At 35.6% G+C, this 24,014-nt stretch carries 26 protein-coding genes; 7 read left to right on the top strand and 19 right to left on the bottom strand.

Annotated elements, in window-relative coordinates:
• A partial coding sequence (locus CCAND38_RS08610) for a CAP domain-containing protein (protein ID WP_156129790.1) occupies positions 1-510 on the top strand: 510 nt, incomplete at its 5' end.
• 139 nt (positions 511-649) lie between these two features.
• Here the strand turns inward: CCAND38_RS08610 and CCAND38_RS08605 are convergent.
• Positions 650-2,911 carry an inorganic phosphate transporter gene (locus tag CCAND38_RS08605; protein ID WP_042344878.1) on the bottom strand — a complete coding sequence of 754 codons (2,262 nt, stop codon included), beginning with the start codon at positions 2,909-2,911 and terminating at the stop codon, positions 650-652.
• Between the two features lie 120 nt (positions 2,912-3,031).
• Positions 3,032-3,469, bottom strand: coding sequence for a retropepsin-like aspartic protease (locus tag CCAND38_RS08600; protein WP_042344875.1), 438 nt, complete (start codon positions 3,467-3,469; stop codon positions 3,032-3,034).
• A 122-nt stretch (positions 3,470-3,591) separates the two neighbouring features.
• Here CCAND38_RS08600 and hemB point away from each other — a divergent pair, with 122 nt between their 5' ends.
• On the top strand, positions 3,592-4,584 hold the full coding sequence (hemB, locus tag CCAND38_RS08595; protein WP_042009804.1) for a porphobilinogen synthase: 993 nt from the start codon (positions 3,592-3,594) through the stop codon (positions 4,582-4,584).
• Between the two features lie 4 nt (positions 4,585-4,588).
• Here hemB and obgE read toward each other — a convergent pair whose 3' ends face one another.
• The 4 genes from obgE to CCAND38_RS08575 form a co-directional block, all read right to left on the bottom strand.
• The gene (obgE, locus tag CCAND38_RS08590) at positions 4,589-5,590 is read right to left on the bottom strand and encodes a GTPase ObgE (protein ID WP_042009803.1); all 1,002 of its coding nucleotides are present in this window, start codon (positions 5,588-5,590) and stop codon (positions 4,589-4,591) included.
• 574 nt (positions 5,591-6,164) lie between these two features.
• The gene (locus CCAND38_RS08585) at positions 6,165-7,022 is read right to left on the bottom strand and encodes an MBL fold metallo-hydrolase (protein WP_042344873.1); all 858 of its coding nucleotides are present in this window, start codon (positions 7,020-7,022) and stop codon (positions 6,165-6,167) included.
• Between the two features lie 21 nt (positions 7,023-7,043).
• Positions 7,044-7,715: a GDYXXLXY domain-containing protein gene (locus CCAND38_RS08580; protein WP_042009801.1), complete on the bottom strand. Its 672-nt coding sequence runs from the start codon at positions 7,713-7,715 to the stop codon at positions 7,044-7,046.
• Positions 7,708-8,931 carry a DUF2157 domain-containing protein gene (locus tag CCAND38_RS08575; RefSeq protein WP_042344871.1) on the bottom strand — a complete coding sequence of 408 codons (1,224 nt, stop codon included), beginning with the start codon at positions 8,929-8,931 and terminating at the stop codon, positions 7,708-7,710. Before CCAND38_RS08575 ends, CCAND38_RS08580 begins: the two co-directional genes overlap by 8 nt.
• Positions 8,932-9,075: 144 nt before the next feature.
• On the opposite strand from CCAND38_RS08575, the gene CCAND38_RS08570 reads away from it, so the two are divergent.
• Positions 9,076-9,978 carry an ATP-binding cassette domain-containing protein gene (locus tag CCAND38_RS08570; RefSeq protein WP_042344870.1) on the top strand — a complete coding sequence of 301 codons (903 nt, stop codon included), beginning with the start codon at positions 9,076-9,078 and terminating at the stop codon, positions 9,976-9,978.
• Positions 9,979-9,988: 10 nt separating this feature from the next.
• Positions 9,989-12,220 carry a redoxin family protein gene (locus CCAND38_RS08565; protein ID WP_042344868.1) on the top strand — a complete coding sequence of 744 codons (2,232 nt, stop codon included), beginning with the start codon at positions 9,989-9,991 and terminating at the stop codon, positions 12,218-12,220.
• A 92-nt stretch (positions 12,221-12,312) separates the two neighbouring features.
• Here CCAND38_RS08565 and bioD read toward each other — a convergent pair whose 3' ends face one another.
• Complete coding sequence (bioD, locus tag CCAND38_RS08560; protein WP_042344867.1) at positions 12,313-12,933, bottom strand: dethiobiotin synthase; 621 nt, start codon at positions 12,931-12,933, stop codon at positions 12,313-12,315.
• A 223-nt stretch (positions 12,934-13,156) separates the two neighbouring features.
• Between bioD and CCAND38_RS08555 the strand changes: the two genes are divergently transcribed.
• From CCAND38_RS08555 to CCAND38_RS08545, 3 genes are all read left to right on the top strand, one after another.
• The gene (locus CCAND38_RS08555; RefSeq protein WP_042344866.1) at positions 13,157-14,095 is read left to right on the top strand and encodes a transporter; all 939 of its coding nucleotides are present in this window, start codon (positions 13,157-13,159) and stop codon (positions 14,093-14,095) included.
• Entirely contained in the window at positions 14,080-15,204 is a 1,125-nt protein-coding gene (locus CCAND38_RS08550; RefSeq protein WP_042344864.1) for a GNAT family N-acetyltransferase, read from the top strand. The genes CCAND38_RS08555 and CCAND38_RS08550 overlap by 16 nt, the downstream gene beginning before the upstream one ends.
• Before the next feature lie 128 nt (positions 15,205-15,332).
• Positions 15,333-16,043, top strand: coding sequence for a ZIP family metal transporter (locus CCAND38_RS08545; protein ID WP_042009793.1), 711 nt, complete (start codon positions 15,333-15,335; stop codon positions 16,041-16,043).
• Between the two features lie 233 nt (positions 16,044-16,276).
• On the opposite strand, the gene CCAND38_RS08540 is transcribed toward CCAND38_RS08545, so the two are convergent.
• The 12 genes from CCAND38_RS08540 to CCAND38_RS08485 form a co-directional block, all read right to left on the bottom strand.
• Positions 16,277-17,287, bottom strand: coding sequence for an META domain-containing protein (locus CCAND38_RS08540; protein WP_042344862.1), 1,011 nt, complete (start codon positions 17,285-17,287; stop codon positions 16,277-16,279).
• Between the two features lie 414 nt (positions 17,288-17,701).
• On the bottom strand, positions 17,702-18,253 hold the full coding sequence (locus CCAND38_RS08535; protein ID WP_042344860.1) for a hypothetical protein: 552 nt from the start codon (positions 18,251-18,253) through the stop codon (positions 17,702-17,704).
• A 254-nt stretch (positions 18,254-18,507) separates the two neighbouring features.
• Positions 18,508-18,861: an MmcQ/YjbR family DNA-binding protein gene (locus tag CCAND38_RS08530; RefSeq protein WP_041999121.1), complete on the bottom strand. Its 354-nt coding sequence runs from the start codon at positions 18,859-18,861 to the stop codon at positions 18,508-18,510.
• Positions 18,862-18,863: 2 nt separating this feature from the next.
• Entirely contained in the window at positions 18,864-19,286 is a 423-nt protein-coding gene (locus tag CCAND38_RS08525; RefSeq protein WP_042344859.1) for a VOC family protein, read from the bottom strand.
• Positions 19,287-19,323: 37 nt separating this feature from the next.
• Complete coding sequence (locus CCAND38_RS08520; RefSeq protein ID WP_042344858.1) at positions 19,324-20,061, bottom strand: DUF6597 domain-containing transcriptional factor; 738 nt, start codon at positions 20,059-20,061, stop codon at positions 19,324-19,326.
• Between the two features lie 33 nt (positions 20,062-20,094).
• A complete protein-coding gene (locus tag CCAND38_RS08515) occupies positions 20,095-20,322 on the bottom strand; it encodes a DUF6597 domain-containing transcriptional factor (protein WP_042344856.1) in 228 nt (75 codons plus the stop codon).
• 160 nt (positions 20,323-20,482) lie between these two features.
• Positions 20,483-20,929 carry a MarR family winged helix-turn-helix transcriptional regulator gene (locus CCAND38_RS08510; RefSeq protein ID WP_018279006.1) on the bottom strand — a complete coding sequence of 149 codons (447 nt, stop codon included), beginning with the start codon at positions 20,927-20,929 and terminating at the stop codon, positions 20,483-20,485.
• Positions 20,930-20,944: 15 nt separating this feature from the next.
• Positions 20,945-21,364, bottom strand: a complete 420-nt coding sequence (locus CCAND38_RS08505; RefSeq protein WP_042344855.1) for an SRPBCC family protein — start codon at positions 21,362-21,364, stop codon at positions 20,945-20,947.
• 258 nt (positions 21,365-21,622) lie between these two features.
• Entirely contained in the window at positions 21,623-22,360 is a 738-nt protein-coding gene (locus CCAND38_RS08500) for a GNAT family N-acetyltransferase (protein ID WP_042344853.1), read from the bottom strand.
• Positions 22,357-22,809 carry a DMT family transporter gene (locus CCAND38_RS08495; RefSeq protein WP_042344852.1) on the bottom strand — a complete coding sequence of 151 codons (453 nt, stop codon included), beginning with the start codon at positions 22,807-22,809 and terminating at the stop codon, positions 22,357-22,359. Before CCAND38_RS08495 ends, CCAND38_RS08500 begins: the two co-directional genes overlap by 4 nt.
• Positions 22,810-22,869: 60 nt before the next feature.
• A complete protein-coding gene (locus tag CCAND38_RS08490; protein WP_042344850.1) occupies positions 22,870-23,463 on the bottom strand; it encodes a Crp/Fnr family transcriptional regulator in 594 nt (197 codons plus the stop codon).
• Positions 23,464-23,604: 141 nt separating this feature from the next.
• Positions 23,605-24,014, bottom strand: a 410-nt coding sequence (locus CCAND38_RS08485) for an alpha/beta hydrolase (RefSeq protein ID WP_042344847.1), incomplete at its 5' end; no start/stop codon positions are given.

Below are 24,014 nucleotides of genomic sequence, written 5' to 3'. Positions count from 1 at the left end.
TTGATGGGAGGACATCAGGCGAGTAATGTGTTTTGCCAAAATAAGAAAGTGCTTCCCCAATCCAAACATCTCTATGACAGTGAGGTACGTAGCTTATCGCTTGCCCAACTACAAACTATTATGCTGGACTATATCAATAGCATCCGAAAAGAACACAAATTACCGCCGTTTCGTATGATAGACCTTCCTCTGGCACAGGAACATTCCAAGTACCTTTCGGAAAGTGGAGAGGATAAAGAGCTTGACTGGAATGATCATTTTGATGCAGAGGGGAGATCAATTTTTATGAGAATGGAGGCTACTAAAATACTCTTTACAGATGTTGGGGAAAATATTGTGACGGTGCCCCCAAGAGCAACTGTTAGGCAACTTGTAGATGCTTGGATGGGAAGTACTATGGGACATAGAGAGGCATTGCTGTCTTCAATATATAAACAGGTTATGATTGGACATCATCCTGGTTCTAATAATGTTGTACTTGATTTTGTTACATTGTATGAAAAAAAATAATTGCTTTGAGGTTGCTAATTGCTATTTTGCCTCATTGTCAAAGTAAAAGTAGGTAAACTATAAACTAACAAAAACCACATAGTAACATAGAGTTTGTTCTATTTTCCTATGTGGTTTTAAGTTGTTGTTAATCAATAAATTATTTGCGGTTGCGATTTCGCTTTTTCAATTCGTGCTGAAACTCATCAAATTGTAAAAGCAGATTATTATTAGCTCTAACTAACGCGTTGGTTTCCAACAGCAGACTGAAATAAAGTTTTGAGTTTTTCGGACTGGTTTCTGAAGTTCGGATACGGTCAATTTGTTTTTGAACCATGTTTGAAACGTGCTTCTTCAATTCCACTCCTTTTCCTAATACATTATGCAGATTTGTATAGTTTTCGCTACGGAAAACCGTTACCTCCCCTTTGAACAATTCTTCCATACTTTCTGAAACACCCTTCAAATCTCTCAATTGATTGAATTTAAGGTTTTTATGGTTATTATTCACATGCTCATAACTGTGTGAAGCAATCGTACTTAGCGAATATGCCATATCTTGGAGATTATCCATAATCATAATATAAAACTTACTCGAAACCACGGAACTATCGTCTAATGACTTTATGAAATAGTAGATATTTCCTTTCAGCTCGTCGATTTCCTTTTCTATTTTTTTTGCGTTTTTCTTATTTTTAGTCAGTTTACCTAAGTCTTGCGTACCTAAATTATTGATAATTTTACCGTAAAGTTCGTTCACACGCTCAATAGTTCCCGAAATATATTCTGAACTTTCTTTAGCAATAGCGTTGATGGTTACTAAGTCATTATATTCAAAATGACGCTTTTTGTTTTTCTGTTTCTCTTTATTTTTAAAAGCGATAGCACTTCGAAGCAATAAAAATCCAACTAAAAGCACCATACCAATAAGTCCAATCACATCACCATAGTACAGAACAAATGCTACGACGAACGCAGACAAAAAGGCTGCACCTGCCGTTAAGAACCAACCTCCTACAACATTGAACACACCTGCCACACGATATACTGCACTCTCGCGTCCCCATGCACGGTCAGCTAACGAGGAACCCATGGCTACCATAAAAGTAACATAGGTTGTCGAGAGTGGTAATTTTAACGATGTCCCTAAGGCTATCAAACTACTTGCAACCACCAAATTAGTAGAAGCACGTACCAAGTCGAATGCCGGAGCATCTTTGTCTTTGATTTTCGGGTCTTCTTCAGGTTTTTGGAAACGCTCGTCAATTTTTTGAGCTACTGCTCGAGGAATAACATATCCAATCACATTGGCTGTAAAAACCGATATTCGCACCACAAAACGAGAAAGCATATTGGACGAAAAACGCTCCTGCCCTTCACTTTGGCGAGAAAGATTGACGCCTGTTTCAATCACATTACGTGCTTTTTTGGAAAACCAAAGAGTCAAAACCATAATCGTTCCAGCCAAAATCAATAAAAGTGTTGGAGTTTGAGCCTTCCCTGAAAGAGCTTCCATGGTGAATTGATCGGGTTCTAAACCAGAAGATTGCCACATCTCAAACGATTGCCATGCAGCAATAGGCACCCCTATAAAGTTCACCAAGTCATTTCCTGCGAAAGCCATCGATAAACCAAAAGTTCCAACGATGATAACTATCTTAAAGATATTGACACGCAATTGAATGAATATCTGGGAAAGTATGGTAAAGATTACCAAACACAAGATAAGAATCAGCTTGATGTTCTCATCTAACCACTCAAGTGTGTCAGAAGAAATGAATGAAACACCTTTTAGTCCTTTAAAAATGATGAAGTAAGTCAATGCCGTAAGCGAAAGGCCTCCAAAAAGACCTCCCGTAATATGGATATTTCGCTCATATCGGAATGAAAATACTAACCTTGCCAAATACTGTACAATTGTTCCTACCGTAAAGGCAATTAGAACGGACAAGAAAATACTGTATATGATTTGCCCTGCCTTTTGAGTATTGATATATTCGAGTACAGCGGAGATGCTTTGGTCGTTATTATAGGTTTTGATGATTCCCACACAGACAGCAGCTCCTAACAATTCAAATACAATGGAAACAGTAGTCGATGTAGGTAATCCCAAGGAGTTAAACAAATCCAAAAGGAGCACGTCAGCAAGCATTACAGTCATAAAAATAACCATAATTTCACTGAAATAGAACTCTGTCGGGTCAAAAATTCCACTCCGAGCTATTTCCATCATTCCACTGGAAAAAATCGCACCAATGGCAACCCCTAAACTTGCAACAATCATTATCGTACGCAAGGTTACAGCTCGTGAACCTACTGCCGAATTCAAGAAATTTACTGCATCGTTACTCACTCCAACTACCAAATCCAAGATAGCCAGTGAGAACAGCACAAACAACATGAAAATATACACTTGTTCCATATTCAAATACTATTTTTATGGAGCAAAATTCTGCATAATCTCAAAAAAATATGTTACCTAATTGTTAAGAAATCGGTAAGATTTTGGTTGTAATATAAGCTCTAAGAAAGTAAAAATAATCTACAGTTTCAAATAGAGTTTTTTCTTGGGATAATTAATCACAGCCTTACCTTTTTTAAGTATGTCTGCACCAATAATCCCATGAACAGGTTCAGCATTATGATGTATCAATGCGGCATTTACATGCGTAAGGTCAAACAAAACTAATGGCGTTCTTTTCATCTCCCATGTGCCAATTTTTAAGTGATTCCTAACGGAAAGTAAAGTTTCTATATCACTTGAACCTGCTCCAGTGGCTTTGATTTCAGAGAGTTTCGTATCCAAATCAAAATATACGATATGTTCCATCCCTACACAAGTGTTCGATGCTCCTGTATCTAAAATGAAACGTCCTTCGATTCCATTAATCTTTGCTGACAACTGAAAATGTTGGGTGGGAGTAATCAGCAAAGGGATAACGACATATCGCTGTGAAATAAGTAATTGTTGTAAGGTCATGCTATAAATTTTGGGCGAATTTACATTTTTTGAGCTCACTTTCCAAAAATATATACAGCCGACAACGATTGCTTATAGGAATAATTCGTACCTTTGCCTTATTGTTAAAATACACAAAAACTATGTATCCATTAAGAAGAAATAGAAGGTTACGCACCACCGAAGCTATTCGCAGTTTGGTTCGCGAAACCATTTTATCCCCCAATGATTTTATTGTTCCATTATTTGTTGTAGAAGGTAAAGGCATTAAAGAGGAGATTGCTTCCATGCCCAATTACTTCCGTTATAGCTTAGATTTGTTGGAGCAGGAAGTGAAAGAACTTTGGAACTTAGGGCTGAAATCCGTATTGTTATTTGTAAAAGTACCTGATAACATGAAGGATAACTCTGGAAAGGAAGCCGTAAATCCCAATGGATTGATGCAACGAGCCATTAAAACTGTAAAAAATATAGTGCCTGAGATGGTAGTTATGACGGATGTTGCTCTTGATCCATATTCAGTGTACGGACATGATGGCATCATCGAAAACGGACGCATTGCCAACGATTCTACAGTAGAAATTCTTTGTGGAATGAGCCTTTCACACGCAAAAGCGGGAGCTGATTTTGTTGCTCCAAGCGATATGATGGACGGACGTATCCTAAACATCCGTGAGACGCTCGAAAATGAAGGATTTACCGATGTGGGAATTATGTCATATTCAGCAAAATATGCTTCCTCTTTCTACGGGCCTTTTCGAGATGCTTTAGATAGTGCCCCTGTAGATGCTCAAAACATACCAAAAGACAAAAAAACGTATCAAATGGACTATCACAACCGATTGGAAGCCATTCGGGAAACTCGTATGGACATAGAAGAAGGAGCTGATATTGTGATGGTTAAACCCGGATTATGCTATTTAGATATTGTTCGAGAAGTAAAAAACATGTCCGAAGTTCCTGTGGCTGTCTATCAAGTATCAGGGGAATATGCAATGATAAAAGCAGCTTCCGAAAAAGGGTGGCTGAATCATGACGCTGTAATGTTGGAACAAACCGTAGCTATCAAACGTGCGGGAGCAGACCTCATCGCATCTTATTTTGCAAAAGACGTGGCGAAACTGATAGGAAAGTAATTTCCTATCGGTTTATCATCTGCCAAAGAGTATCTTTCAGGTTTTGAATGCCTTTACCTGAAACGGAGGAAATAAACAAGAACGGAACCCCCTCTAAAGCAGATTTTATTTCATTTTCTATCGCCAAAGTCAATTCATCATCCAACATATCTGATTTTGAAATGGCTATCAGGCGGTCTTTATCCAACAACTCTGGGTTGTATTCTTTCAGTTCGTTGAGCAGAATATTGTATTCCTCTATGATATCCTTGCTATCGGCGGGGATTAAAAACAATAATGTAGAATTTCGTTCAATATGGCGTAAAAAATAATGACCTAACCCCTTTCCTTCGGCGGCTCCTTCAATGATTCCGGGAATATCAGCCACTACAAACGACTGAAAATCACGATGTTCAACAATCCCCAAATTAGGTTTTAGGGTCGTGAACGGATAGTCGCCGATTTTGGGTTTCGCCGAAGTTATAACCGAAAGTAAAGTTGATTTCCCTGCGTTAGGAAATCCTACAAAACCTACATCAGCCAACACTTTGAGTTCCAATAATAATTCTCGTTCCTCTCCTGGGATACCTGGTTGAGCATAACGAGGCGTTTGATTGGTAGCACTTCTGAAATGCCAATTTCCGAGACCGCCTTTACCTCCTCGTAGGGCGATAACTTCCTGTTTGTCTTCAGTAATTTCAAAAAGCATTTCTTCCGTAACAGCATCTTTGACGATAGTTCCCAACGGCACTTCTAAATAAACATCTTGTCCATCGGCTCCCGTACTACGACTCGCACCTCCACTTTCTCCGTGTCCTGCACGAAAATGTTTCTGGAATTTGAAGTGAATCAACGTCCAAAGGTTTTTGTTTCCACGGACGATAACATGTCCTCCTCTACCTCCATCGCCTCCATCAGGGCCTCCTTTAGCCACAAATTTCTCTCGATGCAGATGCATAGACCCCTTACCTCCGTTGCCAGATGTTGCAAATACTTTAACGTAATCCGTGAAATTTCCTTCGGTCATAATCGTATGAAATAAATTTAGGGAACAAAAATACAGTATTTTTTTTGATTTTTAGTTCTTGTGCTAAAGTTCTTGTGGTTATCTGCTTTCTACTACAAAAGTAATTAAATGCCACAAATATCTATAAAACAACAAAACATTACTTTTTTAAAATGCTAAAAATAAAGCATATATACATTTGGGTTTTCTATGCAATTATTGCAAATATTTCTGTTGAATTCATCATTTGTTTTCATATTTGTACTTTTGTGTTGAAACATAGTAAACGAAAGCTTGGTATGTGAAACCAAAAATTATCTCCACAAGTTCGGCGAATTTCATTCCAAGGCTATAGATACTTCACTAAAAATCAATTCTCACATACTCCGCTGTGTGGACTTTGTCTACAATGCCTATAGAAAACACAAAAAACATTGAAAATAGAAGTCTAATAAATAAAAAAGATATGTGGTTAAATGCTGAACTCGGTATTTCTCTTGCTTCCACATAGGTTAGTAATCACGAAAATCAACAAAGCTATTACGCTCAAAACACGAACATGCTATTTTAACCTCTCTACTACTTTCTGCTAAGTTTAGAATACATCCTCAAAACGAAACGTATTTTTGAGCCGTACACCAATTTCAGTACGCTGTACCGTACATAGCTGATGATGAGCATCATGTTCCAAAAATAAATAATATTCCTTCTCTGCAGCTTCTCGCAAGAACTTATCTTTTTCCTCGAGGGTAAGTAAGGGACGTGTGTCGTAGCCCATCACATAAGGCAAGGGAATATGCCCCACCGTAGGCAACAAATCTGCAACGAACACAATCGTTTTTCCCTTGTAGTGAATGTATGGCAACATTTGTTTTTCGGTATGTCCATCCACAAATAAGATTCCAAAACCTAATTCCGATTGTTCTAAAAACGTATTCCCTTTGGGATCAATGAAATGCAACTGTCCGCTTTCCTGCATCGGTAAAATATTTTCTTTCAAGAAAGATGCTTTTTCACGTGGATTGGGTTGGGTTGCCCATCGCCAATGACTTTCGTTTGTCCAAAAACGTGCATTTTTAAATGCAGGTTCGTAGCCTGTACGCTCTTTATTCCATTGGATAGATCCTCCACAATGATCAAAATGCAAATGGGTCATAAACACATCGGTAATATCATCCCGATGAAAACCAGCTTTTTTTAGGGAATCATCCAAATTAGTATCTCCCCAAAGTGCGTAATAGCCAAAAAACTTGTCCGACTGCTTGTTCCCCATGCCTGTATCGATGAGAATCAATCGGTTATTATCTTCAATAAGCATACATCGAGCTGATAAATCAATTTGATTGTTTGCATCGGCAGGATTAGTTTTCTGCCAAATCGACTTGGGAACGACGCCAAACATCGCTCCGCCATCCAGTTTAAAGTTCACTGTATCAATAGGATATATTTTCATAACAAGTGTGTTTCAATTTCCCTAATTATCGCCATTAGGTTCGTTAATAGTCTCTATGATGATTTCTTCTACTTGAGAAGGCTCCTCCATAGGTTGAGTTATTATCTCAGGCTCTTCCTCAGAAGCATCGGTCGTAGCTCCTCTATATGTTTCTACAAAATCTTTGAGAGAAACACCTTCAACAAGGACGTCTTTCAAAACTACCTCTCCTTTGTAGATTGCTACTTGCGCATAGGCTTTGAGGTTCTCATCATTTAAAATTTGTTCTGCTCGTAGTGATTTCTCTTCGTTCATATAGTAACGATTGAAGGGGAAATCAACGGTAATTTGTCCATATTCATCAACATGTAAAACCTTTGTTTTGAAATAATTAGCTCTTTCCGTTGGTTCTTGTTCTGAAATTTCGGACAAATAAGCAATACCTGCATAACGATCCACAGTAACAAACGCTTCCTGCCCTACCTTAAAAGAAGGAATACTATCAAAACCATATGCTTGTACTTTATTGTCCCTAAACCCTAAAACGACATATTTCCCTCGAAAAGCATCATGAGGATCAACAGGCTCTGTTTCAAACAAATACACCTGATTCTGACGGATAATATTTTCTCTGTTCCAAATCATTACCGATGGCACTAACCACTGAAAAAGAACCATAAGCCCAAAAGCTATGAATAAGATATAGTTACGCATTTTTTCGTATTTTTCTAATAATTAAATAATTAACTACAAAGAAACTCATCCCTAAGATAACGAATACAATTCCTTTTAACAGGAAAGGAATGTAAGCATCAAAGAATCGCTGTCCGATAGCGTATGTGAGTACTATCAATCCAAAATTAATCAGTAAAAACCGATGTGATTTGACACCTTTAATCAAATACCAAATTCCGAAACCAAGCCCTAATAGATCAAACATATAGGGAATGGAAAGCCAATAAGCCTGTGCTACTATCAATATCGGAAACACCTCCAACCAATCAAATTCCTCTTTTTTGACCCAATACTTTTTGTAAGCATACAACAATTGTAAACCAAAAAACAGAACAGCTATAAACTGAAAATCAGACCAGAAGCCGTAGGAGTAGTAAGGGAAAAACAATAAAAAAACAATTCCTAGAATGGCTGTGAGTTTATAAGCATTGTAATATATGCTGCTTTGAATATATTTACCCACATAAATAAACATCCATAAAAGAATGATTATCAAAGCAAACACATACTGTTCCGTAGCATTAGCAAATATGGAGATAAGTAAGGTTATCACAAAAAACCAATGAAAAACAGCCGTGTAGTTATTTTTAGCTTCAGTTTTAAAAAGACGATAGTAAAAAGGAATAATTGCAATTACCAACCCGGTTTGCATAAGGAAGTAGTGATTATCGGTTTCGTCATAGTTAAATACGTTCTGTGTACTGATAGCATAAGCGGACACTCCAAACATGTAAAACAACGCTACCGATTTGGATTTCATCACATAGACCAAAGGAAGCCCCAGTAAAATCCAAGTGAATATAAAATTGCTAATATTATTTTCGGGCAGGTTATAAATTTGATGCACCATTGCTATACACAGTCCTACGGAAAGAGCCGTAAAAATAGCAAAACTCTCGTAAATCCATGTTTTTTGCGGTCTAAACAACACCCAAAAACAGGCTGACTGACCGACGACCAAAGGCGTAAAAGCTACAATAGTTTTGACTCCCCGCGAAAGATAATCCCAGTTATGAGCCAAGATTAGAATAAGTCCCAACCCAATGAGAACCGCTCCCAAGATACCGAAAATAACCAAAAAACTATTAGTGGTATTTGGTTTTCTTTGGTGTAAGTATGCACGTATATTTTGAGCTACTTCGGAGGTAATGACCCCCGCTTCTTGCAACTCGTCCAGTTCATTTAAGATTTTCATAAAGATTGTTTTTGACAAAAATAATAATTTTATTGGAAAATACACTTTTTTTACACAGAAGTTATCTTAATCAAACTCAATTCACACGATTTTTTTTGATTTTAACAAACATTTCACTATCTTCGCCCATCCAAAATAAATATTATGACTCAATACGCCATACAGACCAAAGCTCTAAACTTTGGGTTTTCAAAATCAAAGAAAATAATTGATAACCTGTCGATTAACGTTCCTAAGGGAAGTATTTACGGATTTTTAGGACCTAACGGAGCAGGAAAATCAACAACAATGCGATTGCTTACAGGAATTCTCCCTGATGATACCAATAGTATCGAAATTTTTGGTCAATCACTTAAAAATCAAATACCTTACATATTTGATAATATAGGCTGTTTGGTGGAAAGCCCCGCCTTATACCTTCATCTTTCGGGATACGATAATATGCGTTACATTGCTTTGATGCGAAATGTGTCAGAAGAAAACATTGAGAAATACTTAGAAATTGTGGATTTACAACGAAGTAAACACATGAAAGCTAAAAAGTATTCCCTGGGAATGAAGCAAAGACTTGCTATTGCGATGGCACTGTTGAGCAATCCTTCGTTATTACTGTTGGACGAACCTGTAAACGGACTTGACCCTAGTGGAATGCTCGAAATCAGGAATCTGCTAGTAAAACTTAATAAAGATTTCGGCACAACAATCTTTGTTTCAAGTCATTTACTCTCTGAAATTGAGAAAATGTGCACACACGTGGGTATCATTTCACATGGAAAATTACAATTTGAAGGCTCTATGAAGGAACTTTCAGACAGATACAGTGACTGCAAAGTACAAATCTTCTTACGAAATCTTCCAGAACTAGCTAATAAGATTAAAGAGCAATTCCCTGAGGCTACGTTCACTGACGGCAAAGCTACTTTCACCCTTGCTAACAAAGAGGCTGTCCCTGAGTTGGTTAAACAATTAGTACAACTCGGAGCCGAAATTTACGAACTCAAACCTCAGGAAGGTTTGGAAGAATCTTTTATGCTATTAACCAAATAATTTTACAACTATGTCATTTCTAAGCGATTATAAAACAGCTTTCCGAGCTGAAAATATAAAAAGAAAAGGAACAGCCACTTTTTTGATGGCAACTATTTTCGGGGCATTTATCCCTGTGGTGATTTTTGTGTTTTTTCTTACGAGAAAGGAAAATCCCCCAGTTACTATCCCATATAATTATTTTGAAGACATCACCGCCGGAGCTTCGGAAGGGCTAACATCTTTATTTCTTCCACTACTCATTGTGTTGACTTGTGCTAAAATCACACAAATTGACCACCGAAACGGAGGATGGCAACTGATGGAAACTCTGCCCATTTCTAAAATAGCTACATATTCTTCAAAGTTGACAATTGTACTGATTAGCAATTTAATATGTATTCTATCCTTTGTAGTTTGCGCCATATTGTTTGCCTGGATTACTTATCTATTCGGAAAAATACCTGAGGGCGTGGAAATAAACATCCCGTGGGGATTCTTTTTTCAATTTACTGTAAGAATGTTTGTAGCAGCTTTGTTTTTCACAATACTACAATTTATTCTATCAACCGTATTTTCAAGTTTTATAATTTCCATACTGATTGGAGTGGCATTAGTGATAGGAACAGGAATCCTACGAGATTTTGATATTGAAAAAGTTTGGAATCCGATAACCATATTAGCAAAAACATCTAAAAATACCTACGGAAGTGACTTGAATCATTGGTTGCTTTACACCGAAAAATTGAGTTTGATAGCCTTCATCACTCTCTTTATTGTCGGATTTATCTGGTTCAAAAGCAAATCCTTAAAACGTGTTTTCACTAAAAGAATGAATGCGATAGCAACCATTTCGGCTTTGGTTGTAGGTTTTTTGTCAGTTCACTACCTATTGATTCCCAACCACTTACCTAAGCATCATCGCACTGTAATTGCAGGAGAATTTGACAGTGATGAAAACATTTCTAAACTGATTTTAAGTGAAAGTTTTATGCGAGATACCATAGTCGAAATCCCTGTAAAGGACAATAAATTTCACTATATAATTTCCGAAGATTTACCTTTGAAACAATATACACTATTGGTTCCGATGAAAGAGAATAATGCACAAATTCATTTCCCTTTCCAAACCAACGATAGTATTTTCTTTAAGCATAAAATTGCGAAGAACAATATTAAAATAATTTCAATAAAAGGAAATCGATTAGCGGACTTGCAATACAAATCAGAAGAAGGTTACGGTAATGTATGGAAATTGGAATATTGGATTGAAGGAGATCAACCATTAAATAAAATAGCCCAATTTGTTGAAGAAATATACAGCATTTGGACTGAAAGAATGAAAGCAACCAACAATTTCCGAACAAAAGATAATTACGCTCTTAGCGAAGATTTATTATTGATTCACAAGAAATTAGCATCACTGAAAATTTTAAATTATTGGAGAGCCTTTGAGGAAAAAATAAAACATTCTAAACCTGAGATTGTGGAAAACCCTCCCAAAGAAATTCAAGAAATCAAAGATTTTATTTCTTTTACGGACCATAGCCTATTAGCTTTCCCTGAATATTTACAATATATTTTGAATGAATTCACTAAAAAAGACACCACAGAAATTGCTCTGCAAACCAAACAGTTAAATGCTATCGTAACGCTTAACGATTCTATTTTCAAAGATCAGTTGTTGTTCTATAAGCTGAATGAATCATTAAAAACCTCATTCGATACTAACGAAAGAAGCGAATTGATACAAAACTATGCTTCACAGATTGAAAACACAAAAATCAGAAACCGAATTAAGACTATCTACCGCCAAGGTGAAAAAGTTTCTCGAGGCAGTCAGTCCTTTGACTTTGAAGCTGAAAACTTAGAAAGCAAGACCGTTCGTTTATCCGATTTCAAAGGGAAATACGTAGTCATAGACGTATGGGCTACGTGGTGTGGTCCATGTAAACATGATTATCCATATTTTGAAAAGTACGCTCTAAAATACAAAAACAACCCGAATTTTGTATTCGTTGGAATGAATGCCGACAGCAAACGTGAAGCCTGGTTGCAAGATGTTCAAAACAAATCAAAGTCCATTGTACAACTACGTCCGTTTGATTCTGAGATGAACGCATTTAAAGAGAATTATAATATTACCAAATATCCAACTTATATCCTCTTGGACAAAGATGGGAAATTCATTTCGGCACAAATGCCACGACCTACTGAAGACCATTTTGAGCAAATGCTAAAGGATTTAGAAAAACAAAATTAAGTTTTGTGTATCGGAAACTTAAACTCGAAAACTAAGTTTAACCTCCTTGTGTAGTAATTATTTGTTTTACAACACCATATTATAAAACCGAGCTATAGCAAGGAGGTTAATCGTTCTTGAAATTTTTCTGCATAATATGCAATCACATTCCGATCAAAATAGGGCTCTTCGTTAATGCGTCCGAGAAAAGAAAGTTGTGTTTTTTGGAGTATAACTTCCTCTGTTGGCATATTTTCCTCACCATTGAAAATAATCCCAAACACAGATAGCCCTCTGTTTTTCAGAGCTTCATAAGTTAAAAGAGTGTGATTAATACTTCCCAAATAGTGTCGAGAAACGATGATGATTTTATCGGTCGGAAGTATCAAATCGGCAATCGTTTGGGTATCATTCAAAGGAACTAACAGTCCTCCCGCTCCTTCAATAACAAGATGATTCTCAGTATTTGGGCGATTTATCTGTGTCAAATCAATAGAAACTCCATCTATTTCCGCTGCTAAATGCGGACTTGCAGGAGTGTTTAATCCATAAGCATTTTTATGAAAAACAGAGGTTTGATTGGTTACTAATCGTTGTACTTTATGGGTATCAGAATTGTCTAAATCCCCTGCTTGGATAGGTTTCCAATAGTCGGCGTGTAATGCTTCTGTCAAAATAGCTGAAGCTATTGTTTTACCAACATCTGTAGAAATTCCTGTGATAAAAAAGGTCATACGATTGTTTTTTTTTGCAAAAGTAATAAAATTTGATTTAACAATATGCAAGACATAATTTGGAATTAAATCACGAAAAATCCTGCCTTCGTAATTCGTAATTTATAATTCGTCATTATTTGTCATTCGTAATTAATTATTTATTTCTTGAAAGTAGGAAAAGTATTGTCATTTAAAGAGATAAACTTATATTTGCAGTTCGTAAACAAATGAATTGGACACAATGAGAAAAATCATCATATTACTGATAATCAATACACTTCCGATTATAGCACGAGGACAATATACGGATATTATCAATTCCAACCAACCTGGAAACTCACAAAGTGCGTACGCCGTTGGAAGAAAAGTACTCCAATTTGAAGGTGGGCTGTGGTTTGAACAGCGAAATCATAAGTATACCTACACGGACATGACTTTAGTAAGATTGAACTACTCGGCTCGTTACGGAGTATTAAGCGATAAGTTTGAAGCAGTACTAAACGGAACATTAGCATACGACCATACGCACTACCACTATCTGGGGAGCCAACGTTCCAACAACATCGGTTTCATCAACAACACCATAGGAGCTAAATACCTGATTTACAACCCTTATTTTGATGAGAAACCAAACTTATACAGCTGGAAAGCCAACAACAAATTCCAATGGAAACGCTTAATTCCCGCTATAGGTGTGTATGCAGGAATGAACTTTTTCCCAAACAAAAGGTTTTATTACGACAATATCCCGACACTTTCGCCTAAAGCTGTGGTTTCGCTTCAGAGCCACCCGATGCCCAGAGTCGTATTAGTTGCAAACCTAATAGCCAATCGGTTTTTGGATAGCAACCGAGAATTGGGTTACATCGCTACTTTAACCCACAATATTGATAATGGTCGATTTAGCATCTTTTTAGAATCCGAAGGTATTCAAAGTCATTACTATAGCGACCATATCCTACGTTTGGGCGGAGCATATCTATTCACCAAAGACATCCAAGTGAATGTAGATTTGGGAGCAAGTTGGAAGGATACACCAAGTCGATACATGGGATTGGTTGGTTTTTCATATCGAATTGACAAACATTTAGATGTCATCAAAAAAGAAATTTTAAAAGGCAATGAAGAGGAGTTTAAACCCACAAAAATAAAAAGAAAGAAAAAATGGCTACTATTCTAATTAAAGAGTTATCATCAAAAAAAGAACTTACGGATTTTGTTAAATTTCCATTTTCCTTGTACAAAAACAATCCTTATTGGGTTCCTCCTATCATCAATGATGAGGTAACGTCATTCGACAAAACTAAAAATCCAGTATTTGAAAACGCAGATGCGTTTTTCTATGCAGCGTACGACGCTCAACAAAAGATGGTCGGACGTGTAGTAGCTATTGTCAACAAACACGATTTGCGACAAGGAGTGCAAAAAATTCGTTTTGGATGGTTGGATATGATTGATAACATAGAGGTTACCAAAGCTCTGCTGAACAAAGTTGCCGAAAAAGGAAGAGAGTACAACCTCCAATATATGGAAGGGCCTATGGGATTTTCAAACATGGACAAGGTAGGGGTGTTAACAGAAGGTTATGACCATATTGCCAATATGATGACATGGTATGCCTATCCTTATTACAAACAACATCTGGAACAAATGGGCTTGGTAAAAGAAAAAGGATATATTGAAACCTACTTCACCTTAGACAGTGTAAACCCAGAGGTGTTCAATAAAACAGCAAATGCTATCAAGAAACGCTACGGAGTCCGGTTGGTTGAAGCCAATACGAAAAACGAAATCCTAAAATACGTTGATGCGATGTTCGATTTGTTTAATGAGAGCTACGCATCGCTGTCATCATTCGTACCTATCACTGAAAAACAACGAGAGCATTTCAAGAAGAAGTACATTCCCTTTATCAATCCCGAATACATCGGTTTCATCGAGGACAACCAAGGAAAAATGGTATGTTTCGCTATCGTACTACCTTCATTTTCAAAAGGATTACAAAAGGCTCAAGGAAAACTTTTCCCTTTTGGATTTTGGCATCTACTTCAAGCAAAAAGAAAACACGACATGGTCGATTTCTACTTGATAGGAGTATCTCCAGAATATCAGAGTAAAGGAATTCCATCGTTGTTATTCGATTACTATTACCCTATTTTTAAGAAAAATGGAATTAAAAAGTGCATTATCACTCCCGAATTAGAAGATAATATTGCTATCCAACAACTTTGGAAGAATTTTAACCCTGTAATTTTTGCAAAAAGAGCAACATATAAGAAAAATATCTAATTTTAAGTTATTAAAAGCTCACTGCATAAGTGATTCACTAAAAAAATCATTAAATTATTGAATCTTTGAATCTTTGAATCTTTGAATCTTTGAATCTTTGAATAGTATAACAAATTTTATAAAAAAGAATGAACTATCTATTACCCTTTCTATCGATTGTATTAGGTTTTGCAATCGTACTTATTTTCAAACCTAAAAATCAACGCAATATCAAATTACTATTAGCTTTCAGTGGTGCTTTTCTGTTAGCTATGACCATATTTACCTTAATGCCCGAAGTATATCATTCATTGGCACACGACCACGACCATGATCATCACGGCGAAATAGGCAAACAGTTAGGCATTTGGATTGTTATAGGAATTTTACTGCAAATTGTATTAGAGTTTTTCTCCAAAGGAGCTGAACACGGACATACACATCACCCGCATAAGGATTTAAAGAACGCCTTCCCTTGGACGTTATTTATCAGCTTAAGCATTCACTCAATTTTAGAAGGATTCCCTTTGCACCATCATCATCATATGGCATACGGGATTTTTGTTCATCACTTGCCAATTGCGATGGTATTGACAATTTTCTTTCTAGATTCAGGTATTGGATTTAAACGTACGTTTGTTTTTCTAACGCTTTTTGCTCTGATGACTCCCTTCGGAACGTTCTTAGCAGAATACATACCTCAACTAGGTCATTACCATGTAGAAATATCAGCCATCGTTATAGGAATTTTCTTACACATTTCGTCTGTCATTCTATTTGAAGCATCTGAAAACCATAAGTTCAATCATATTAAATTGATTACCATAATCTTAGGTTTTGCAACTGCTTATTTTGTTTAGGCTTGATAACAGAACCTACTAAAACACAGCCACATTCTTTACATAAGAGATTTCCTTGTCCTGTGGCTGTTTTTGTTATTGTCCAACACCTAAGCGTAGTGAAAGAGATAGATATATAAAACATTCTTTCACAGGACTATAGCTCCATTTTAGAGGTTATTCATTATTATTTATTGACACCCTTAAACTCAATTAAAAACATTCCACAAGAATAGACACAAAAAAAGAGGATTTTAATCCCCTTTTATAAAAGTTATTAGCTCATTTCCGTCGATGTCGTAAAACATTAAATTAAGTCCGTCCAATTTGTAGGAAGTTACCTTTTCCATAGCTTGGTTGTACTGATTGGCAATTTCCATTTCAGGACATAATTTGGCGGTTACCCCTATTCCTGCGAAGACAATTTTCTCATCAGTAAGTTGCTCAATCTGACCGAAATAATTATTACAGCTATCGCTTCCACTGATGCTCATTTCTGTGAGATTGATTTCCAATATCGGAATGCCTTCTTTTTTCTCAATCGACTTTCCTCCAATGCGAACAGCTCCCCAAATGTCGTGCAGACGTTCATTTACCTTCTTTTTAGGACTGAAAATCAGTATCTCTTTATTTGAAGCATCCGAGAAAATCAACTTTCCTTCGTCTATTTTAAAAGTACGCACCTGCGACAAGGCATCAAAATATGCCATTTCGATGTTATCGTCCATACACATTTTGCGTGTTGCACCAATTTTGCCAAACTGAATTTTATTCTGATAAAGTTCTGTAATCGTTCCGAAATAATTATTACATCCGCCAACTCCGTTTATTTTTTTCTCTTGCAAATGAAGCTCCAAATTGGGCTTTAATGATTGTGTAACTTGGTTTCCGTTAAGTTTTTCCAACGTCCAATTTCCGTTAAGTTCAAAAGACATATCTTTCTGTTTTTCAATTTCTTTTATCATTGTGTATTTTACCGAAGAAGCATCGGCAGGGACATTTTTGCTATCTAATTGTGTTTCTTTGACTTGTATCTTCTTAAAAAATCCTTCCTCGAAAACGAAATTCTCTATCGGAGCATAAAAATATTCCCATTGAGCTTTATCAAGGTATTCATTTTTAGAAACTTGCAAACATTCGGCTTTTCCTGCTCCTGCATCACAATCTACTTTTACAGAATTTACCCAATAAATTTGTTCTTTTGAAGTAGAACACGCCGAAATGGCACCTCCAATTACCAAAAAAAGAATATATTTTAATTTCATATCTTAATAATTTAAAAATTTGCTAAGCATTACTACAAAAAGCATTCCATTTTCGCACAAAATCTGGATTTTTTATTTCTACTTAGGAAGTAAATTCGAGAACTTTTTTCAACCTTTAATCATAAAAAAAGACACATTATATTGTGTCTTTGTGTGTTTTAGGATCTGTTATTCTGTTGTGATAAAAATTAGTAATCCCAAATAATTTTTGGTACTTGGACTTCAAAACTTCGTATTAGTCTCAGCGGAGTTGAAGACTTTTATCTCAGTAGTTTTAAATTGAAAATTGTGAAAGTGTCTTCGTTACTTCTTCGTTACTTCTTCGTTGTTTCTTCGTTCATTTATGATGTTTTTTTGTAGTAATCAATAAGCAGTTCGATTTCTCTTGGTGTGACATTTAAAATTAAAAATCAATTACTTTAAAATTTCTGTTTTTTCTGTGACATTAGCAGGAATATCGGAAGCCTGAATGATTATTTTATCTCCTGAGAGGTCGGGATTTTGTGCGGTAGCGGTATAAATCCAATCAATACCTTGTAAAACGGCTTCGCCCTCCTCAAACAACGAACCATCTGCATTTTGGATAATTACCCTTACGGAAACGACCTTAAAATCGTCTGTGGCTCGAATAATAATCGTGTCTCCTGCATTGCCTTTGTAGTTTGAGACATTGATACTTTCGATTTTAGGTGCATTGAGCAGGTCGGCAACAGCTACGTTATAGGCTTTTTTGCCTGTGGTTTCGTAAAGTGCCTTTTGATTGTCGTCTGCAAGGACAGCCTTTCCGTAGAGTACCGCCTGTTGGAACTTGGCTTGTTGTTGTTTTTGCTTTTCGGAATCTTCTCCTTTGCGTTTTTTGGGAGCTTTGGAAACAATGGTTTTTCCGTTTCGTTGCGAGAAGACTAAAATATCTCCTACTTTTCCACTTAAGCCGTGGGTTACGATGTTATTCTTTGATTGTGCCATTTTTTTGATATTAGTTATTAAATAGTTTCTTAGCTTCAACTTGTAAAAGCAACTTTCCGTTATTATAGATAGTTTTCAAATATATCTCTTTTGGACTAAAAAATAAATCTTTTGCGTGGTCTTGCATTTAAAATTTATTGAACTTCCTTATATCATTGGGGCTTTTTATTGGATTGTGCGCTTAGGCTTCTCTTGCGTTTGGCTACGCTGAACCACTTCGCTGAGTTTTGCAAAAACGATGTTATCTGCCGTTTTTATTCTTCGGTCAGTTCTTTTTGTGTTTTCTTTGGAAGTCCAGCAACAACTAAATGATAAGAGTTTAATATCCATTCTTTCATTTGTTTGTCGGTAATTTTTCCTGTCGTTTTTACGCTGTTCCAAAGTTTTTTGTTCATATAGTAACCTGGTGTAACCTCACTATATTTTTCTCTTAAAGTTATCGCTTCTTCTGGGTCGCATTTTAAGTTTAGAAACTCAAAAGTTTCAATGTCAGTCGCACAAAACATTTTTCCTTTTACCGAAAATACCAGTGTTTTATCGTCAAAAGGCATTTTTTCTTCTGCTCCTTTTAACGACAAACAAAAGTTTCTTACTTCTTCTATATTCATAATTATTCAGCTTTTTCCGCAAATCCAAGAATATAACCGTTTAAGTCTTTTAAATAAAACTCTTGCATTCCGTACCAAGTCGTTTTTAGTTCAGTTAATTCAAGATTTTTACTTTTCAGGTCTTGATAGAATTCTTGTATGCCTTCTACTTCCATATAAAATGAAACAGTTGCTCCAATAGCCTGTCCTTTTGCAAAAACAACATCATTTTTAAATGTGTCTGAGCGTTGAAACATAAATTCTACATTGTCTTTTTGCATCATTGCGTAAACATATTCTTTGTTTTCTGCAAAAATTTGGTCAATTCTGTCTTGTGTTTCGGGAACTGCCATAATGAGGTTAAAACCGAAATTTTCTGCATAAAAAGCAACCGTTTTTTTGATGTCGGATACTTCAAAGTTTGGTGAAAGTTTGCTAATTTTCATTTTTATTTGAATTTAAAATTAGGTCACAAAATTACATTCAATCCATCTTTGATAATTGTAAAAATCGGTCGTTTTTATTTTGGTTTAATTCTTTTGGAGTTACGCCAGTATATTTCTTAATTTCTTTTATGAAATGAGCTTGGTCAAAATAATCAGGATTTGGATTTAGATTGCCGTTTGAAATTTCTTCGTATGTAGCGTTGCAACGCACAATGTTTAAAAACTCTTTTAGAGTAATTCCAAATCGTGTTTGAAAATACCTGTTTATTTGTCGGCTACTCCAAAAAACTTTGTTTGAAATTTCGGCAACTGTTTTAATTTTTTGTTCATAAACGAAGTCGAACAGTTTTAATTTTCTACTGTCAATTTGCTTTAAATGCTTTATTGAGGTCTCTAAATTATCCGAGATTTCAGAAGTAAATTTTTCAAATTCATCAGTTTTATATTTGTCAATGCTCCAAAATGAAAAAGGCAAATTTACGATTGAGTCTAAAATTGATTTAATCTCTTTTTGGAAGATATATTCAATGGCTAAGAGTTTAAACCTAATCGCAAAAAATTTAGTGTTTTTAGAGATTTGTATATCTTTTGGTTTTGTCCAAATTCCTGTGAGTTTAACAGTTGTCAATGTTTCGTTTTCAAACTCTGCAATTAAGTCAAAGTAGCCGTCAGGTAAAATGGTGTGTTGTAATGCTGTGTTAGTAGTTTCGTAATACCAAAAACATTGCACAAAGTTGTTCAAAAATCCATTCGGTTTAATTTCTCTGTATTTCATTACTGTGGTGTTATAAAATGGCTTAGATTCAACTTATAAAAGTAGCTTTTCCGTTATTATTAATTGTTTCTTGGATTTGAAAATCAGTTTTATAGATAATGTTTTCATTCTTTCGCATACATCAGTGATACCACTTTCAACATATCCATCAACAAAGGCTTGTTGCTTTTTGGGATTAGGCTCTGCGGGGACTTCCAACGTCCAATAACATTTTATAAAATCAGATAAATCTTTATGAGGAGCAAAAGTTTGGTAATTCATTGTTGGAGTGTTTTTCTCGCAAAAGTACAATGTTTTTTAAAATACGATTAGAATTATTCACAAAACGCCCCAACTAAGGAGCGTTTTTTGTGTCTTTTTACTATGTATGTTTTAAGTTAATCCGTGGGTTACGATGTTGTTCTTTGATTGTGCCATTTTTTTATGATTTTAGTTTTAATAATATGTTTAAAAGCTCATTGAATAAAAATTGCTTTTCACTGAGCTTTCCAAAAAAACGCTTGTCAAACTCTTCCACTTCAAAAATTGCTTTTTTGATGCAGTCCACACCTTTATTTGTAATTTCTACTACCTTAGCTCGTGTGTCGGTTTTGTGTTCTTTTCGTATTATGAAAGTTTTCTTTTCTAAATTTCTAACGATTTGAGATGTAGTCATTGGGTCAATCTGTGTGAAATTTGACAATGAAACCTGTGTAGCTTCTTCTTTTTTCAAAGAGAACCAGTAAATACTTGCCAAAATCATAAATTGTGGATGTGTTAAACTGAAAGGTTGTAGTATTTTCTTAATTTCTCTTTGCCACAAATTCGTTACTTGTAAAAGCAGAAGACCAGAGCTGTCTTCGGGTGTTAATTGAAAAATTCTTTTCATTTTCTAACTACAAGGTTATAATTGTTTAGCGTGTTTGATTTGATTTTCAATATCTTTTGGAAGATTTTTTACAATATCATTGGCTACAAGTTTTATCCAAAGTCTTGATAACAATCCTTTTACGCTCATTGTTATGGTGATTTTTAGTCCATTGGGAGTTTCTTCGTACAAATGTTCCCCGTACATTTTTGCCAGAGGAAATCGGGTTAAGTCCGTGAATTTCCTAAAGGGTTCTAATTCCACAATTTCCATTTTCACTTTGGGAGCTTTTTTAGGTTTTAGGATGAAGAAACTTCCCACTTTCAATTCGCCCAACAATTTTGAGTATTTTATGGAAGTCTTCCAGCGATTCCAATTATCAATATCTGTAAACAATTGCCAGATTTGCTCTTTTTTAATTTCTTGGGTAACTACCGAATACGATTTTGTCCACATAATTTATATTAGTTAAAATTCGGGACAAAGATAATAATAAATGTGTATATAATAAGTATACTTACAATAATATTTTTATTTAAGAAGTCAATAAAATTGATATTATTATCTTAGATTTAAAATTAGATTTATGGTCAAAACTATTAAAAGCAGAAGAAATTGATGATAATTATTTGATTTTCAAAACTAAAAATTTCCCAATCAATCCTTGGGTCACAATGTTATTCTTTGATTGTGTTTTTTGTAGTTTTTAACATATTAATTAATAGCGTAATTTATCATCAAAAAATCCTCTTCAAAGCCTAATTTTAGATAAAGATTTCTGCCCATAGCGGAGGATTGTAGTGTCATCGTTTCGCATTGTCGGTCAATAGATTGATTGATAAGTATGGTCATTACCTCTTCCGCGAAGCCTAATTTCCTAAACTCAGGAAGTATGCCCAAAGAATGAACACCTATTATATTTTCGGTTGGGTGTGTAAGCACCGTTCCTACAATATCTTTCTGAAAATAAAGGATATAAAAAGGAATTTTCGCACTCGATTGGTAGATGCTTTCGGCGGATATCTTATAGCCGAAACTCTTTAAAAATACGTCCGACCAAAGTTGAGATTGCTCTTTATTTTGCACAAGTTGAAAATGCAATCGCCTTTCAATGGGAAGTTTTTCTTTTAAAGCGAAAGACATTCCGTATTGCTCGGATTTTTTCACAAATCCATTGCGGAGCAATTGTTCTTCTTCGGGAAAATGTAAATCATCGGTAAAAAGACTAAAACGCAGAGGTTCTTTATTTTGCAGTGCAATGGTTTTAATCTTTTGTATGGTTTCTGTGGTCAATTTGGTAGGATATTGGTTCAGCCAAATTCTATTAGGATACTCCGAATTAGGGACTTTTGCCATTGAAATTGTATCAAATTGATGATATTCTCCTGCATCATCACTTACGGTTTTCCAAAGCGAAAAGAGATTTTGAATATTTTTATGTATTTTGTTCATTTTGAATAAATTAAAAGAATTCCTATAATCATTATCATTACGCCTATGCTTTTTTTCAAGGTAATGGGGTCAGCAGGTAGATTGAGCCAACCGAAATGCCCTGCGATAACCGACAAAACTAATTGTCCGCAAAGTCCCAATACGATAACTTTGGTAATGCCTATTTTAGGAATGGTAACAAAGTAAAGCATCAGTCCTGCGATACTGAAAAATCCACCCGCCAACCATAAATACCAAGGGATTTCCCTAAAACTTTCTTTGTTGGGAAGGTCTTTTGTAAACAGCAATAGCACAAATAGTAGTGAAAACACTACCGAACTTATCGCAGAAACGAAAGTAGTAAAAATCGGTTTTTTGAGTAGCACTGTCAGTTGAGAATTAAATGCGGCTTGAATCGCCAAGCAAACACCTCCCATAAAAGCCAATATAAATAGTAATTTTGTATTCATACGGCAAAATTAGGAGGGTCTCGGCTGAAAACGCTTTACATATGTTGAGAAAGAGTATTTTTATAGAATTTCTTTTCTGATTCTGCTGAGTTGCGTTGGGGTAATGCCCAAATGTGAAGCGATATGTTTGAGCGGTACGCGACGGTCTATATTGGGGTATTTTTCAAGCAGATTTTTGTAGCGGAAAATCGCATCTTGCATCACGATAGCGATTTCCCGTTGTTCTTTGTCGATGACCCAATTTTTCTCTAAATAGGCGATGTAGAAATTTTTAATTTCTTCATTCTGTGAAATAATTCGCTTAAATTCTGAAAAATCAACTTTTATTACAAGACTATTTTCAAGAGATTGAATCACAAATTCGGAAGGCTTTTGGGTAATTGCCGAAACCATAGAACCTGCAAACTCGTTTTCAAAAAAGATGTTTTTATTGTATGTACTTCCGTTTTTGTCTATAAAATAGGCTATCAAAATTCCTTGACAAACAAAGTACAAATCCTTGCAGGTTTTTCCGTAATCCAGTAGAATTTCATTACGAGACAATGCAATACAATCAATATGCGTTTTGAGAAGTTCAAAAGTAGCCTCCGATAGTGAAAAGTATTCATTCAGTTTATTTCTAAATTGATTTATAAGCAATTGGCAATCAATCATATTAAATCAGAATATTTTTCACCAAAAATACATCGATTTTTGTATTTTTCAAGAAATTATGAAAAAAAGAAACAGATTTTTACATATTTCGTGAGTTACGATGTTGTTCTTTGATTGTGCTATTTATATATATTTTTAACATTATTGTAAATTCTTCTTAAAAAATGTTTCCAGCTTATCAAACGGAATTACTCCTGCCTGATTGTCGTAAAAGTCCGTATGGCGGGCATTGGAAATGATAAGCAGTTCCTTATTTTCGCTTCCTACGGATTGGTAGGCATCTTCGCTCATATAGCGGGAATGGGCGTTTTCTCCCGCAACGATAAGGGTCGGGACATCTATTTCGTGAGCATACGACAGCAATGGAAAATTTAGAAACGAAAGCAGTGTAGTGGCTGTCCAAACCTGATTGGAAACCGAACGCTCGTGGAAACCTCTCGGAGTTTTATAAAACTCGATATAATCGTTCAGGAACTGAGGAACTTTATCGGAAGGAGCGTCTGGCATCGGATAGCCAGGAGCAGGCATTCCCGTTTCGGCATCCGTACAAC

The sequence above is a fragment of the Capnocytophaga canis genome (genome assembly GCF_000827555.1).
GTDB classification, from domain to species: domain Bacteria; phylum Bacteroidota; class Bacteroidia; order Flavobacteriales; family Flavobacteriaceae; genus Capnocytophaga; species Capnocytophaga canis.
Note: the sequence above shows the minus strand (reverse complement) of the source record. Positions and strands in the feature narration are given on the sequence as shown.

Excerpts from the sequence above, each read along its gene's own strand:
- CCAND38_RS08565 (WP_042344868.1), top strand. The coding sequence starts at position 9,989 with ATGTCATTTCTAAGCGATTATAAAACAGCTTTCCGAGCTGAAAATATA.
- CCAND38_RS08520 (WP_042344858.1), bottom strand. The coding sequence starts at position 20,061 with ATGAAATACAGAGAAATTAAACCGAATGGATTTTTGAACAACTTTGTG.
- CCAND38_RS08550 (WP_042344864.1), top strand. The coding sequence starts at position 14,080 with ATGGCTACTATTCTAATTAAAGAGTTATCATCAAAAAAAGAACTTACG.
- hemB (WP_042009804.1), top strand. The coding sequence starts at position 3,592 with ATGTATCCATTAAGAAGAAATAGAAGGTTACGCACCACCGAAGCTATT.
- CCAND38_RS08580 (WP_042009801.1), bottom strand. The coding sequence starts at position 7,715 with ATGCGTAACTATATCTTATTCATAGCTTTTGGGCTTATGGTTCTTTTT.
- CCAND38_RS08555 (WP_042344866.1), top strand. The coding sequence starts at position 13,157 with ATGAGAAAAATCATCATATTACTGATAATCAATACACTTCCGATTATA.
- CCAND38_RS08530 (WP_041999121.1), bottom strand. The coding sequence starts at position 18,861 with ATGAATATAGAAGAAGTAAGAAACTTTTGTTTGTCGTTAAAAGGAGCA.
- CCAND38_RS08570 (WP_042344870.1), top strand. The coding sequence starts at position 9,076 with ATGACTCAATACGCCATACAGACCAAAGCTCTAAACTTTGGGTTTTCA.
- CCAND38_RS08535 (WP_042344860.1), bottom strand. The coding sequence starts at position 18,253 with ATGGCACAATCAAAGAATAACATCGTAACCCACGGCTTAAGTGGAAAA.
- bioD (WP_042344867.1), bottom strand. The coding sequence starts at position 12,933 with ATGACCTTTTTTATCACAGGAATTTCTACAGATGTTGGTAAAACAATA.
- CCAND38_RS08515 (WP_042344856.1), bottom strand. The coding sequence starts at position 20,322 with ATGAATTACCAAACTTTTGCTCCTCATAAAGATTTATCTGATTTTATA.
- CCAND38_RS08505 (WP_042344855.1), bottom strand. The coding sequence starts at position 21,364 with ATGTGGACAAAATCGTATTCGGTAGTTACCCAAGAAATTAAAAAAGAG.
- CCAND38_RS08585 (WP_042344873.1), bottom strand. The coding sequence starts at position 7,022 with ATGAAAATATATCCTATTGATACAGTGAACTTTAAACTGGATGGCGGA.
- CCAND38_RS08510 (WP_018279006.1), bottom strand. The coding sequence starts at position 20,929 with ATGAAAAGAATTTTTCAATTAACACCCGAAGACAGCTCTGGTCTTCTG.
- CCAND38_RS08500 (WP_042344853.1), bottom strand. The coding sequence starts at position 22,360 with ATGAACAAAATACATAAAAATATTCAAAATCTCTTTTCGCTTTGGAAA.
- CCAND38_RS08490 (WP_042344850.1), bottom strand. The coding sequence starts at position 23,463 with ATGATTGATTGCCAATTGCTTATAAATCAATTTAGAAATAAACTGAAT.
- obgE (WP_042009803.1), bottom strand. The coding sequence starts at position 5,590 with ATGACCGAAGGAAATTTCACGGATTACGTTAAAGTATTTGCAACATCT.
- CCAND38_RS08495 (WP_042344852.1), bottom strand. The coding sequence starts at position 22,809 with ATGAATACAAAATTACTATTTATATTGGCTTTTATGGGAGGTGTTTGC.
- CCAND38_RS08575 (WP_042344871.1), bottom strand. The coding sequence starts at position 8,931 with ATGAAAATCTTAAATGAACTGGACGAGTTGCAAGAAGCGGGGGTCATT.
- CCAND38_RS08605 (WP_042344878.1), bottom strand. The coding sequence starts at position 2,911 with ATGGAACAAGTGTATATTTTCATGTTGTTTGTGCTGTTCTCACTGGCT.
- CCAND38_RS08525 (WP_042344859.1), bottom strand. The coding sequence starts at position 19,286 with ATGAAAATTAGCAAACTTTCACCAAACTTTGAAGTATCCGACATCAAA.
- CCAND38_RS08540 (WP_042344862.1), bottom strand. The coding sequence starts at position 17,287 with ATGAAATTAAAATATATTCTTTTTTTGGTAATTGGAGGTGCCATTTCG.
- CCAND38_RS08545 (WP_042009793.1), top strand. The coding sequence starts at position 15,333 with ATGAACTATCTATTACCCTTTCTATCGATTGTATTAGGTTTTGCAATC.
- CCAND38_RS08600 (WP_042344875.1), bottom strand. The coding sequence starts at position 3,469 with ATGACCTTACAACAATTACTTATTTCACAGCGATATGTCGTTATCCCT.